Genomic DNA, 13,632 nt, shown 5'->3' on the forward strand with positions numbered 1-13,632 from the left:
GCTTTATTCAATATTTCTTTTGCATCTATAGATAATAAAGAAAGTGTATCTTCTCCTTCCAAAGTTACACAATCTTTGACAATATGAAATCCAAGCGCATAGCCAAGCATCTTCGGATAAGAGTGAAAGCCATTTAATAAGATGTCATGTTCCCTTGTTCCTCGTTTTATACTTATTCTTTCATGTACAATATTTTTCCAATAATAAATAGCCTCTTCCTTTGAAAGATACGCCGTCCACGGTGCATTGTTTTTTTCTGTATACCTTTCTGTTACTGCTTGTTCAGCTAGCCCTTCCATAATCATCGTATCAAGTAATGTATATTCTGTTTCTTTCGTCTCAATTTGATGTAACCTGCATATGTGATGATATTCATGCGCTAATAACACTTTTAATTCTTCTACCGAATTCCGTCCACATACGAATAAGAAAATAACATGACGCATAGATAATCCAGCCCTACCGTTATACTCTTCTTGTACAGTTCGATTATAGGAATCTGATAATAAAATAAAGACAGGGACATCTGGACCTTTTAACCAGTTTTTCAGTTTATCATACTCCAGGCTCAATTCTTTCCAAATTTCCTTTTCCTCTAATTCTTTAATTTCCTTTTCTCCGCGCATGATCGGGCGATACATCCCTTTTGAAATTAAAAAGCGATACAACCTTTCTTTTGGCAACGGAATATACTTCGTAAATTTCTCACAAAGTTTTTCTGGCCGCCCATAATATAAATGTAGCCATTCAGCTGTTTCAACAATCCCCATCTTTATCCCTCCTTTTTCTTATGTATATGCTACAGGAGAAAAAGGCGTAAAAATAAATAAGGAGTTTTTTCGCAATATATTGCGAAAAAACTCCTTATTTCATCTATTATTTATACGATTTAAATACTAACACTGCGTTATGACCACCAAATCCTAATGAGTTACTTAATACTGCATTTACTTCTTGGTGTCTCGCTTGATTCGGTACGTAATCTAAGTCACATTCTGGATCTGGTGTCTCATAGTTAATTGTTGGCGGAATTACTCCGTCTGTAATTGATTTAATAGAGAAAATCGCTTCAACAGCACCAGCTGCTCCTAATAAGTGACCTGTCATTGATTTCGTTGAGCTAATCGCTACTTTATACGCGTGCTCACCGAAAGTTTCTTTAATTGCCATCGTTTCATATTTTTCATTCGCATCCGTACTTGTACCATGCGCATTAATGTAATCAATATCTTCTGGCTGTAGGCCTGCATCAGCTAAAGCTTGACGCATTGCACGCACTCCGCCTTCACCACCAGGAGCAGGCATTGTAATATGGAACGCATCTCCAGTTGCACCATAACCAGCAATTTCCGCGTAAATGTGAGCACCACGCGCTAATGCGTGCTCTAATTCTTCAAGAATTAGAATACCTGAGCCTTCACCCATTACAAAACCGCTACGGTTTTTATCAAATGGACGGCAAGCCGTTGCTGGGTCTTCATTAAATGTTAATGCTTTCGCTGAGCTAAATCCTGCGAATGCCATACTTGTTAGCGGTGCTTCTGCTCCGCCTGTAATCATTGCATCAGCATCACCACGCTGAATTGCTTTAAATGCATCACCAATTGAGTTTGCACCAGATGCACAAGCCGTTACAGAACAAGTGTTAATTCCTTTTGCTCCTGTTGCGATTGATACTTGACCTGCTGCCATATCCGGAATCATCATCGGTACGAAGAATGGGCTCACGCGGCGTGGGCCTTTCTCAGTAAAAATCTTAAATTGTTCTTCGTATGTTTCCATACCGCCAATACCTGATCCAATCCATACACCAATTCGAGGTCCGTTTTCTTCTGTAATTTCAAGCTTTGCATCTGCAACTGCCATTTTCGCTGCTGCTACTGCATATTGTGTAAAGCGGTCCATACGGCGCGCTTCTTTTTTATCAATATATTTCTCGACTTCAAAGTCGTTAATTTCTGCTGCTACTTTTGCTGGAAATAGTTCCGGATCAATTCTTGTAAGTCGTCCGATTCCAGATACACCCTTTTTAATGTTTTCCCATGCTGTTTCAACATCTGTTCCGACCGGTGTAACAGCTCCTAGTCCTGTAATTACGACCCTCTTTTTTTCCATACAAAATACACTCCTTTTTTTCTCTCAGTCCTTATTTACCCCAACGAAGAGCGACTGCTCCCCATGTTAATCCGCCACCAAAACCAACAAGTATAATTAAATCACCATCTTGAATACGTCCATTTTGCAATTCCTCTACCATTGCAATTGGAATTGAAGAAGCTGATGTATTACCAAACTTTTCAATTGTCATACTCATTTTTTCTTGTGGTAAATTTAATCTCTCTCTTGCAGATTCCATAATACGAATATTCGCTTGATGCGGTACTAAGAAATCCACATCCTCTTTTGTAAGACCAGCCTTATCCAGCACGCGAAGACAAGATTCACCAAGTTGACGAACGGCAAATTTAAAGACTTCTCTGCCATTCATCATAACATACTCGTCTTGATATAGATGCTTACCGCCGCTTCCGTCTGCTCCTAATTCGAAAGATAGAACGCCTCTTCCTTCTGAAACTGCTCCCATTACGATAGCACCGGCTCCGTCTCCAAATAATACCGCTGTATTTCGATCATTCCAGTCTACAATTTTAGATAGCTTATCACTACCAACTACTAATACGTTTTTATAAGTCCCCGTTTGAATAAATTGCTGCGCTGTAATCATTCCGTACATAAAACCAGCGCATGCTGCACCTACATCCATTGCAGCTGCATGTTTCGCTCCAATCGTTTCTTGAATGACACAAGCTACTGCTGGAAACGCACGATCTGGTGTTACTGTCGCCACTAAAATAAGATCGATATCTTCTCCGCTAACCCCTGCATCTTCAAGTGCTTTTTTTGCAGCCTCTACGGCCATATATGAAGTATCTATTGTATCATCGGCAATGCGTCTTTCTGCAATTCCCGTTCTCGTACGAATCCATTCATCGGATGTATCCATTATTTTTTCTAAATCGTGATTTGTGACTACTTTTTCTGGCACATATCTTCCGATCCCTAAAATGCCCACGTTCACATCGCAGCCCTCCGTTTTATATCAATTATTATGACTTGGTACTAATTTTAAAACATAAATGTATTTTTGTCTAGAATATATTTCGCATAAAACAGAAAGCTAACGCATTATCCACTTTATTTTTCATTAAAAGAAACAGAAACATACCTCTCAAATATAAAAAGACTCAAACCCTTCTGTTCACGGTTCGAGCCTCTCTTCCATCTAAAAAGATGTTTTTTATTCTTTATCTGCTTTTCTTCTAAACTAGAGAGTTCTCCTCACTACCTTTCCTTTATCCTCTTCATATCTCTGGTTTTCCCCCAGGCGAGAATAAAAAAGGCCCTGACCGCTTCTATCCACGGTTCGAGCCTCTCTTCCACCTTAAAAAGATGCTTTTTATTCTTTATCTGCTTTCCTTCTAAACTAGACAGTTCTCCTCACTACTTTTCCTTTATCCTCTTCATATCTCTGGTTTTCCCCCAGGCGAGAATAAAAAAGGCCCTGACCGCTTCTATCCACGGTTCGGGCCTCTCTTCCATCTTAAAAAGATGCTTTTTATTCTTTATCTGCTTTCCCAAGCTCGTAAGCTTCGTTCATAACTTTCATTAACAACTCTAACACCGGCTGTGCCTTCTCCATATCAAGTGCAATTCCATTATCATCTAAAATTGCCTTTGCTTCCGGTAAATGCTTCATTGCGATTTGTAAAAACTGCATGCTTTTTTCGTTCATATTATACTCTTCCTCTCCATTAAAACTTTCACATACAATAGTGTAACACGCGTACTACCCTTCGTATAACTCTTTATATTTTTTCATGTGTGCCAGTTGCTTATTTAAACCGTATTCTAACGGAGTATTTCTTTTTATCGAAATTACTTCGATAGCCTCATCTCTTACTTCGCTATTATTTTTATTTACTTTATCATCCGCGCGTAAAAGATTCATACCTTTTTCCCATAATGACTGTTTACCACTAAGTAAATTGTATATACCAAGATGCGCCCCGTTCGTTCCATGTTCCCATAAGTATTCACATACATCTTCAACGTAAAGTAAATCATTCCCCTTTTCCTCAATCGTACAACGGCACTCTTTTTCAACTAATTCTGATAAAATAAGCTGATGAAACATCATAAAGGACGGTTGCCACGGTCCATATAATGTTGGAACTCGAAATACACTATATTGTAAATTCCCTTTTTTCAATCCTTCTTCTACTTTCAAAAATAGGCGCTTATTTTCGGATTCATCTGTACTGCCTACTTCAATAGAAGAAATTAAATTTAACTTCACTTTTTGTTCTTCACACATTCTTATAATTCGCTTTAAATATTGTAATATGACTCTTTCATTCCGAAATCCACTTTGCTGATTTGGCTCATATAAGCAAAAATAAACAGTATCGAATCTCTCTTCCTCAACCGATCTCCATCCATCTTCATCTCTTATCGAATAATACGTAAATAACGCATTTCGCCCAATTAATAATAACTTCTCTTCATTAATTTTGGTCATACTATCGAATTCATCAAAATCAAGACCATAGACTTCCACTTCTTCTGCAATCATTTTATTTACAAGGTGATAACCTACAAACGTAAGTGCACCTATTATCAGCACGCGTTCCATACCACCAACCCTTTCCCTCTGAAACAAATAGCTCCTCATTTATGTATATGGGAGCTTCATAATTCTTCTTCATATTTTTTAAAGAAATCAGTCGTTTGCCTAACCATTTTATATTTCACATCTTGCAGATGGAACAAGACAGAAGTATCACATTGATTTAGTTGCCTCATTTTCTCATATCTACGCAACTGCTGTTTTCTTCCTCTTTTTTCTTGTGTTGATACGAAAATTTTAACAGGTACACAAGATGGAAGAAGCGTAAATGATTTCTTATTTATTTTTGATTCTAATTCTTCTTCTTTGGCATCATACGCCAAACTTAATTCCTTCACGAGTCTCTTGTAAAAAAATTTATGCTCTTTCTCAAAACTTACATATTCCGGTAAATCTAAACACGGATTTAGCATAACAACAGAACGAATACATTCAGGATATTTGTTCATCATTTCAAGTGCTACAAGCGCTCCCATACCATCTGCCATAATGTGCATTTTCGCATTTAACGTCTCTTTTCTCAAAACAACATCATATAAACGTTTTGCCAGACGAACAGATTGATCGTTTCCCCAATGTCTTCCGTATAAATTAGAGGAAAAGACCGTGTAGCCTTGTTCAATAAGACCATGTAAAAAATAAGATTTACCCGCATGTTGTGTCCATAAACTTGTACCATTCTCAATAAAGTAGTTATAATCACCGAGGAGCATAACAGAAAATCCATTTGGCTTCTCCGGTAAATAAATGACACATGGTTCTTTTTCTAAGTAAAAAAAACGTTCCGTAATACTCATTTTTCCCCCGCCTTATTTTCTAAACATATAAAAGTACTCTTTTATAATGTATGAACGGAATGCAAATTTGCGTTGAAAAATCTACAAATATTTTTCTATATTCTTTTTTCAATTGTGTTACAATAAGGACAGATTGAACGAATAGAGGTGTAAAATATGCGTTTCATTTGGGCATTAATTTGGTCGTTCTTACTTGTACATATGATGAGCTATGTAATCGGCTCTATGACTGGCGGTACATACGACTTTAACCAAGCGTCTATTTTCTCAGTTGTTCTTGCTGTGTTAGTACTAGCAATTTCAGCTGCAATTCCAAACGAGCCAGTAGAACAACACTAAAAAAAGAGTCCGGATTTTATCCGAACTCTTTTTTATTTTTATTTCACATGAACGACTAATTCGTTATTTTCTACATCAACAACTACGTGACTATTGTCAGTAATTGTTCCTGCAATTAATTCTCGTGCTAATTTCGTTTCCACTTGACGCTGTACGTATCGTTTTAATGGACGAGCTCCGTACATTGGGTCGAAACCAGCTTCTACAACAAATTCTTTTGCTGCATCTGTTAATTCTACTGTAATGTGACGGTCAGCTAGACGACCTTGTAGTTCTTTTACAATTTTATCAACAATGCCTTTAATTTCATTCGTTGTAAGAGGTTTGAATAAAATAATTTCATCAACACGGTTTAAAAATTCAGGGCGGAAATGTCCTCTTAATTGTCCCATTACAAGATCTCTTGATTCCTCTTTAATCGAACCATCTTCTTCTAATCCATCTAGTAAATGAGCAGATCCAATATTTGAAGTCATAATAATAACTGTATTTTTAAAGTCCACTGTACGACCTTGCGAATCTGTAATGCGCCCATCATCTAACATTTGTAATAAAATGTTGAATACTTCTGGATGTGCTTTTTCAATTTCATCTAATAAAACAACGGAATATGGTTTACGTCTTACCGCTTCTGTTAATTGACCACCTTCCTCATATCCTACATATCCAGGAGGTGCACCAATTAAGCGTGACACTGCGTGTTTCTCCATATACTCAGACATGTCAATGCGAATCATTTGCTCTTCACTATCGAATAAAGACTGCGCTAGCGTTTTTGCAAGTTCTGTTTTACCAACACCTGTTGGTCCTAAGAAGATGAAAGAACCAATCGGGCGGTTCGGATCTTTAATACCAGCGCGAGCACGAAGAACTGCGTCTGACACTAAGCTTACTGCTTCCTCTTGTCCGATGACACGCTCTGATAAGATTTGCTCTAAGCGTAATAATTTCTCGCGTTCACCTTCCACGAGTTTCGCAACAGGAATACCCGTCCAGCGTGAAACAATATCTGCAATTTCTTCTTCACTTACTTCCTCACGTAATAAACGATTTTCTTGTTTATTATGCGCGCCCATTTCTTCCGCTTCTTTTAACTCTTTTTCAATTGCTGGAATTTTCCCGTGACGAAGTTCGGCTGCTTTATTTAAATCGTAATTACCTTCTGCTTCTTCTAATTCACGACGCAGACGTTCTAAATGTTCACGTAAGTCACGAACTTTGTGAATTTCTTCTTTTTCTTTCTCCCATTTCGCTCTCATACCACTTGCAACTTCTTTTAAATCCGATAATTCACGTTGCAATGTTTTTAGACGCTCTTGGCTACCACGATCCGTTTCTTTTCCAAGAGCCGCTTCTTCAATTTCCAGCTGCATAATGCGGCGCGTTACTTCATCTAATTCTGTTGGCATAGAATCGATTTCTGTACGAATTGTTGCACACGCTTCATCAACAAGGTCAATTGCTTTATCAGGTAAGAATCGATCTGAAATATATCGATCTGATAAAACTGACGCTGCTACAATCGCACGGTCATGAATATTTACACCGTGATAAATTTCAAAGCGTTCTTTTAATCCACGTAAAATTGAAATTGTATCTTCAACAGTTGGTTCTTCTGCTAATACTTGTTGGAAACGTCTTTCTAGCGCTGGATCTTTCTCAATATATTTGCGATATTCATCGAGCGTCGTCGCCCCGATACAATGCAGTTCACCACGCGCAAGCATCGGTTTTAACATATTTCCTGCATCCATGGCTCCTTCTGTTTTACCAGCTCCAACTATTGTATGAAGTTCATCAATGAATAATAAAATGCGTCCTTCACTCTTTTTAATTTCATTTAATACAGCTTGCAGACGCTCTTCGAACTCACCACGGAATTTCGCACCAGCTACGAGTGCACTCATATCTAACGCAAAAATCGTTCTATCTTTCAATCCTTCAGGTACATCCTTTTTCACAATACGCTGTGCTAGCCCTTCAACGATTGCTGTTTTACCAACACCTGGCTCCCCAATTAAAACCGGATTGTTTTTCGTTTTACGTGAAAGAATACGGATTACACGTCGTATTTCACTATCACGGCCGATTACAGGATCGATTTTCCCTGCTCTCACTTCCGCCACTAAATCACGGCCATATTTTTCTAACGCTTCATAAGTTGCTTCTGGATTTTGACTCGTCACTCTTTGATTCCCCCGAACTGTCATTAAAGACTGTAATAAGTTATCTTTCGTAATATGCAATCTTGTAAATAATTGATTTATATCGCCTTTTTCTTCAGAAAAAGCAAGCAACACATGTTCTACTGAAATGTAATCATCCTGCAGTTTTTCTGCTTCTTTCCCTGCTCTTACAAGCAGTTGTTGCAGAGCGCTCGTTACATACAATTTTCCAACTTCTGCACCGCTCCCCGTTACAGAAGGTTTCTTTTTAATTAAACTTTCAGCACCTTGCTTTAATGCTTCTATATCAACATTCATTTTTTGAAATATACGTACTGCTAATCCATCTTGCTCTTCTAATAATGCAAGTAATAGATGAACAGTATCCACCTCTTGGTGATGATGAGATACCGCTAAAGATTGGGCACTCATAATCGCCTCTTGTGTTTTTGTTGTCATTTGATTTAAGTCCATCTTTACAGCCCTCCAAAAGTTTGACTTTCTTTGACCTTTGATTTGATTATACGCCAACTGACTTTTTTATACAATAATTTTGCCTATGTATTTTCAAACTTATTATTTGAAAAAGAAAAAGAGAGCATTCATTATACTGCTAAAAAATACGGTAAATGAAATTACAATGTGTAACGACAAAAAAGCCGCAATAATGATTGCGGCTTCTGTTACGGTTTTCTTTTATATGTCCACTGGCGGTTATGATTCGTGTTATCCGGAAACTTTTCACCGGCAGTTAATTTCACCATTTGCGGATCTTTCACCATACTTCCCGTTTCACCAATTTCTACGTAAATGCCATCATTCGGCGCTTTTTGTCCAGAACGAAACCTGCGATTTTGTCCCATCTTCATTCTCCTTCCATGACGTCTTGCCTCATTAGTATATCCATTTTAAAAGAAAGCTTTTCTGTCATGTTTAGGAAACAGTACTACATCTCATTCTTGTACATATATATGAATGACACAAGTGTAAGCAGGGATTTCTTTCCTACTTGTAGAAAAAAAAAGAAACCAACCTACTCTAGGCTAGTTTCAAAGGAGAGTCAAACATATACGAGAAGATTACATGTTCATTATATGCCTCATCACACGAGCAATGTAACCCTTTTCACAATTTGTACATAATGAAAGAAACATTGTTTGAACTTTCTAAAAAGATGTTGACTTTTCTTAATTTCCAACGATAAATAGTAGACACCGCAGCACTTTGAGACGTAAGATGGATATATAGTGAAATTTCCATCTATGGTGATTTCACCGAGTCTAACCTCTTATTTCTGCATATTAAAAACGGAAATACAGATAGATACAAAAAAATTATTATAAGAGGTGAAATTATGAACAAACAACATTTAATCGCATTAGACTTAGACGGTACTTTATTAACAGACAACAAAATAATTTCTACTCGAACGAAACATACAATTGCAAAAGCAAAGGAACAGGGACATATTGTTGTTATTTCAACAGGACGTCCATTCCGTGCTAGTTACGATTACTATAAAGAACTTGCTCTTAACACACCTATCGTAAACTTTAACGGTGCTTACGTACATCATCCTCTTGATTCAAGCTGGGGAACACACCACTCTCCTCTTGAGCTAGCAACAGCGCAAGAAATTGTACGAGCTTGCTTTGATTTCGGCGTAAAAAATATATACGCGGAAGTAATGGACGATGTGTATGTTCGTGAAATTGATGAAGATAAAAAACATATTTTCGAATTCGGCTCTCCTAAGATTTTTACCGGAGACTTATTAAATATTTTAAACGATCATCCAACTTGCTTATTAATTGATGCACATGACGAGCATTCCACTGCAATTCGTCAACATTTAACGGATATGCACGCGGAAGTAATCGATCATAGAAAATGGGGCGCACCTTGGCCGATTATTGAAATTGTGAAAAGTGGATTAAATAAAGCGGTTGGATTACAAAAAATTTCTAGTCATTACAACATTCCACAAGAGCGAATTATCGCTTTCGGTGACGAAGATAATGATTTTGAAATGATTGAATTTGCTGGTCATGGCATCGCAATGGGAAATGCCATCCCTGAATTAAAATCACTCGCAAACCATACGACGTTAACGAACGAAGAAGATGGTATTGCTTTATATTTAGAAGAGGTTCTTGGGTTGTAATCTAAAAATTCCCTACTTATAGTTTCCTGCCAAATGTCCATACTATAAGTAGACGCATGAGACATTGCGTCGATTGTTTTCAGCTAAATAAAGGGGGTTTTTCGAATGGGTAAAAAGAACAAATCAAAACGTTTTATCCAACAAGGAGCCGATGCTGTTATGAAGCATGATGCAAGATTCCCGTACAGAGGTACATTAGCTGAGGCAGAAAAAGCAAGAAGTAACTCTTCTTTTGGAGGGGTTTAAATGGGGAATTTACTATTCCAACAAGCTAGAGATGCTGTTGAAAATGCCGTATCTTGTTCAAGCGGTACTGAGCAACAAGATCTCGTGTATAGAGCAAAAAATGCTTTGCAATCCGCTTACGCAAACTCTTCAACTGCTGAAAAAGTTCAGCTCCGTGAAATGCAAGAGCAATTGCAAAACATTACGAATTTACATTAAAAAAGAGGACCAACTTTGGTCCTCTTTAATCTTTCCGAAACAATCCGAACACCCCAACTGTTTGCAGTATATTTGTAAATGCACCTGGGTCCACTTGTCTAATAATCCTCTCTAATTCGTATAACTCGTAACGGGTAATAACCATCATTAACATTTCTTTATTTTCATTCGTATAAGCACCTGTTGCTGGTATCGTTGTAATCCCTCTTACTAATCGCGAGTGAATCGCCTTTCTTACGTCTGCCCCATTCTTCGTAACAATTAATGCTGTAATCTTTACATGACGAGTATGAATTGCATCAATAATTCTCGTTGATACATATAAAGTCACTAGCGTATACAACGCTTTTTCCCATCCATATACATAGCCAGCAGCGATAATGATAATTGCATTAAAAAAGAAAAAGTATGTACCGACAGGCTTATCTTTTATTTTTGATAAAATCATGGCGATAATATCTAATCCACCTGTAGAAGCACCCCACTTTAAAGCAATCCCTACTCCAATTGCCGAAATAATCCCGCCAAAAATCGCATTTAATATGATATCATTCGAAACCGCTCTAACAGGGATGATTTCTAGAAACAGAGTCATAAATATAACACAAAGAAAACTAAAAAAGGTGAAGGCCTTTCCAACCTTTTTCCACGCTAAAATAACGACAGGAATATTAAATAAGCTAAACAATACTCCCGTAGATATGTGAATCGATAAAAAATCACCTAATATTTGCGATAATAATTGAGACAATCCAGCAAAGCCGCTCGCATACACTTTTGCTGGTGTTAAAAATAGATTCATCCCAATCGCGTTTAATAAACCTGCGATGATTACAACGATTAACTTCTTTATAAGTTCAGTATAATTCAACTTCAAATCCATTTCGAATCCACCTTTACCCTTCATAAATGCACCGCTATACATAGTCTTTACGAAAAAGGAAATGATAAACGTACAACGTTTAGAAATGGAGTTGATACATATGCCACATACGAGTGATAACGACAAAAAAGCACGCGATAATAACGCAAAACGCACACAAAAAAATGAGCAAGAGCAAAAAAATATTCAGCAAGGTAAACGTGCATACTCTAAAAAGACCGATCACCTTTGATTGCATCGTACATCAACAATTATGTTGATGTACTTTTTTACATTTTAAAGGAAAAAAACATTAAAAATTCACTTCATGTTCACTTCTATATTCTACAATAGCGATAACATATTCGGATGAGGTGTTGGCATGAGAGGGAAACATATTTTCATTATTACTGCACTAATAAGTATATTGATGTTATCTGCTTGCGGACAAAAAAACGGCTCAGCTACAGTCGCTACAGCAACAGACTCGACCATTACAAAGGATAACTTCGAAAAACAATTGAAAGATCGTTACGGAAAAGACATGCTATACGAAATGATGGCACAAGACGTCATCACAAAAAAATATAAAGTATCTGATGAAGAGGTAAATAAAGAAGTAGAAAAAGTAAAAAAACAATATGGAGATCAATTCAAAAAAGTATTAGAAAATAATGGTTTAAAAGATGAAGAGGATTTCAAAAATCAAATTAAGTTCAAACTTGCTATGAATGAAGCGATTAAGAAAAGCATTACAGAGAAAGACGTAAAAGACCACTATAAGCCAGAAATTAAAGCGAGTCACATTTTAGTAAGTGACGAAAATGAAGCGAAAGAAATAAAGAGTAAACTAGATGCTGGTGCTTCATTTGAAGAATTAGCAAAACAAGAATCACAAGATCTACTATCAAAAGATAAAGGCGGAGACCTTGGATACTTCAATTCAGGTACAATGGCTCCTGAATTCGAAACGGCTGCCTACAAACTAAATGTTGGACAAATTAGCAACCCCGTAAAATCATCAAACGGTTATCACGTTATTAAATTAACTGATAAAAAAGATTTAAAACCTTACGATGAAGTAAAAAACTCTATTCGCAAAAACTTAGAGGAAGAACGTACTGCTGATCCTGTATTCAGCAAAAAATTGTTACAAGAGGAATTAAAAAAGGCAAATATTAAAATAAATGATAGTGAGTTGAAAGATACGTTTACTCTTGTTTCTCCGCAAGGAAATTAAAAAAGCACACCCTTATCTTTTTAGATAAGGGTGTGCTTTTTAATCTTTCATCTTATTTCTTAAAATAAGTCCAACCTTCTTCTTGGTAAACCTTTTCTTCTTTCATCAACTTACCAAGTGCGCGCTTAAATGCAGCTTTACTCATGTTAAAGCGTTCTTTAATATCTTCTGGATGGCTCTTATCCCAAAACGGCATTGCTCCGCCTCGTTCTTCCATATATGCATAAATTACTGCAGCATCATCTTCCATTCCTTCTTCTTTACGAGGAAGAAGTGAAATGTTAATTGTACCGTCATCTTTTACGTCAATAATACGGCCCGTTACACGCTGACCGATGCGGACTTGTTCTTTTCTTTCTGTATGGTGTAGGAAAGCACGGAAATGCTCATCCGTTAGTATGAATGAACCAACTTGAAGTGAACGATATACACGTCCGTTTACGTTTTTATTACGCATAGATGGCGTTGCATCTACGATAATTTCTTGCATATCACTGTCTCTTGCCGGAAGAGCAATTAAACGATCACGATTCGTTAATTTTAACGTACAATATAATTCGTCGCCTACTTCTGGCCATACCGGCATATAAATCGGGAACTCATCAGCTGGAATTAGTATATCTTTTGACACACCAATATCAACAAACACACCTAAACTAGGAATAACTTCTACAACCTTTACCCAGTTCCAATCATAAGTTGTAATAATTGGTTCCTTCATTGTTGCTGAAATACGATTTTGGTGATCAAGGTATAAGAATACATCAATCGTATCGCCTTCTTCAATTTCTCCAGCCACTTCGTTTTTATGTAGGAAAATTTCTTCTTCTTCATTCCCAACCATATATCCGATTTCCGTTTCGCGTAAAACAGTTACCTGTTCAATCGATCCTATTTGCAAATACATATTTTTTAATTCCCTTCTATATATATA

At 37.0% G+C, this 13,632-nt stretch carries 16 protein-coding genes; 6 read left to right on the plus strand and 10 right to left on the minus strand.

The window, feature by feature from the left end; genetic code table 11:
• The 6 genes from ABWK52_RS11680 to ABWK52_RS11705 all read right to left on the minus strand — a co-directional run.
• The coding region (locus ABWK52_RS11680) for a DUF2268 domain-containing protein (protein ID WP_353771938.1) at nucleotides 1-770 on the minus strand (770 nt) is incomplete at its 3' end.
• A gap of 106 nt (nucleotides 771-876) precedes the next feature.
• Nucleotides 877-2,115: a beta-ketoacyl-ACP synthase II gene (gene fabF / locus ABWK52_RS11685; protein WP_000412656.1), complete on the minus strand. Its 1,239-nt coding sequence runs from the start codon at nucleotides 2,113-2,115 to the stop codon at nucleotides 877-879.
• A 31-nt stretch (nucleotides 2,116-2,146) separates the two neighbouring features.
• Nucleotides 2,147-3,079 (minus strand): beta-ketoacyl-ACP synthase III, encoded by a 933-nt coding sequence (gene fabH / locus ABWK52_RS11690; protein ID WP_070757210.1) that lies wholly within the window; start codon nucleotides 3,077-3,079, stop codon nucleotides 2,147-2,149.
• Nucleotides 3,080-3,616: 537 nt separating this feature from the next.
• Nucleotides 3,617-3,793, minus strand: coding sequence for a ComZ family protein (locus ABWK52_RS11695; RefSeq protein WP_001986215.1), 177 nt, complete (start codon nucleotides 3,791-3,793; stop codon nucleotides 3,617-3,619).
• A 54-nt stretch (nucleotides 3,794-3,847) separates the two neighbouring features.
• Nucleotides 3,848-4,720 carry an NAD-dependent epimerase/dehydratase family protein gene (locus tag ABWK52_RS11700; RefSeq protein WP_001986101.1) on the minus strand — a complete coding sequence of 291 codons (873 nt, stop codon included), beginning with the start codon at nucleotides 4,718-4,720 and terminating at the stop codon, nucleotides 3,848-3,850.
• Between the two features lie 29 nt (nucleotides 4,721-4,749).
• Nucleotides 4,750-5,484 carry a hydrolase gene (locus ABWK52_RS11705; protein WP_000028691.1) on the minus strand — a complete coding sequence of 245 codons (735 nt, stop codon included), beginning with the start codon at nucleotides 5,482-5,484 and terminating at the stop codon, nucleotides 4,750-4,752.
• Between the two features lie 156 nt (nucleotides 5,485-5,640).
• Between ABWK52_RS11705 and ABWK52_RS11710 the strand changes: the two genes are divergently transcribed.
• The gene (locus tag ABWK52_RS11710; protein ID WP_001211116.1) at nucleotides 5,641-5,823 is read left to right on the plus strand and encodes a YjzD family protein; all 183 of its coding nucleotides are present in this window, start codon (nucleotides 5,641-5,643) and stop codon (nucleotides 5,821-5,823) included.
• A 38-nt stretch (nucleotides 5,824-5,861) separates the two neighbouring features.
• Here the strand turns inward: ABWK52_RS11710 and clpB are convergent, their stop codons facing one another.
• Both clpB and ABWK52_RS11720 read right to left on the minus strand, forming a co-directional pair.
• Entirely contained in the window at nucleotides 5,862-8,462 is a 2,601-nt protein-coding gene (clpB, locus tag ABWK52_RS11715; protein ID WP_098507886.1) for an ATP-dependent chaperone ClpB, read from the minus strand.
• A gap of 209 nt (nucleotides 8,463-8,671) precedes the next feature.
• The gene (locus ABWK52_RS11720) at nucleotides 8,672-8,851 is read right to left on the minus strand and encodes a YjzC family protein (RefSeq protein WP_000531421.1); all 180 of its coding nucleotides are present in this window, start codon (nucleotides 8,849-8,851) and stop codon (nucleotides 8,672-8,674) included.
• Between the two features lie 491 nt (nucleotides 8,852-9,342).
• Here ABWK52_RS11720 and ABWK52_RS11725 point away from each other — a divergent pair, with 491 nt between their 5' ends.
• The 3 genes from ABWK52_RS11725 (at nucleotide 9,343) to ABWK52_RS11735 (ending at nucleotide 10,596) form a co-directional block, all read left to right on the plus strand.
• Entirely contained in the window at nucleotides 9,343-10,152 is an 810-nt protein-coding gene (locus ABWK52_RS11725) for a Cof-type HAD-IIB family hydrolase (protein ID WP_001041231.1), read from the plus strand.
• Between the two features lie 105 nt (nucleotides 10,153-10,257).
• The gene (locus ABWK52_RS11730) at nucleotides 10,258-10,398 is read left to right on the plus strand and encodes a hypothetical protein (RefSeq protein ID WP_000516816.1); all 141 of its coding nucleotides are present in this window, start codon (nucleotides 10,258-10,260) and stop codon (nucleotides 10,396-10,398) included.
• Entirely contained in the window at nucleotides 10,399-10,596 is a 198-nt protein-coding gene (locus ABWK52_RS11735; RefSeq protein ID WP_000527407.1) for a DUF3813 domain-containing protein, read from the plus strand.
• A 25-nt stretch (nucleotides 10,597-10,621) separates the two neighbouring features.
• Here ABWK52_RS11735 and ABWK52_RS11740 read toward each other — a convergent pair whose 3' ends face one another.
• Nucleotides 10,622-11,479, minus strand: coding sequence for a YitT family protein (locus tag ABWK52_RS11740; RefSeq protein WP_000364432.1), 858 nt, complete (start codon nucleotides 11,477-11,479; stop codon nucleotides 10,622-10,624).
• Between the two features lie 100 nt (nucleotides 11,480-11,579).
• Between ABWK52_RS11740 and ABWK52_RS11745 the strand changes: the two genes are divergently transcribed.
• Nucleotides 11,580-11,711 carry a DUF3941 domain-containing protein gene (locus ABWK52_RS11745; RefSeq protein WP_001120851.1) on the plus strand — a complete coding sequence of 44 codons (132 nt, stop codon included), beginning with the start codon at nucleotides 11,580-11,582 and terminating at the stop codon, nucleotides 11,709-11,711.
• 129 nt (nucleotides 11,712-11,840) lie between these two features.
• Complete coding sequence (prsA, locus tag ABWK52_RS11750; protein ID WP_098507884.1) at nucleotides 11,841-12,698, plus strand: peptidylprolyl isomerase PrsA; 858 nt, start codon at nucleotides 11,841-11,843, stop codon at nucleotides 12,696-12,698.
• A 52-nt stretch (nucleotides 12,699-12,750) separates the two neighbouring features.
• Here the strand turns inward: prsA and ABWK52_RS11755 are convergent, their stop codons facing one another.
• Nucleotides 12,751-13,605, minus strand: a complete 855-nt coding sequence (locus tag ABWK52_RS11755) for a CvfB family protein (protein WP_000281260.1) — start codon at nucleotides 13,603-13,605, stop codon at nucleotides 12,751-12,753.
• Nucleotides 13,606-13,632 lie beyond the last annotated feature (27 nt).

The sequence above is a fragment of the Bacillus sp. AP50 genome, assembly GCF_040492675.1.
GTDB lineage: Bacteria > Bacillota > Bacilli > Bacillales > Bacillaceae_G > Bacillus_A > Bacillus_A cereus.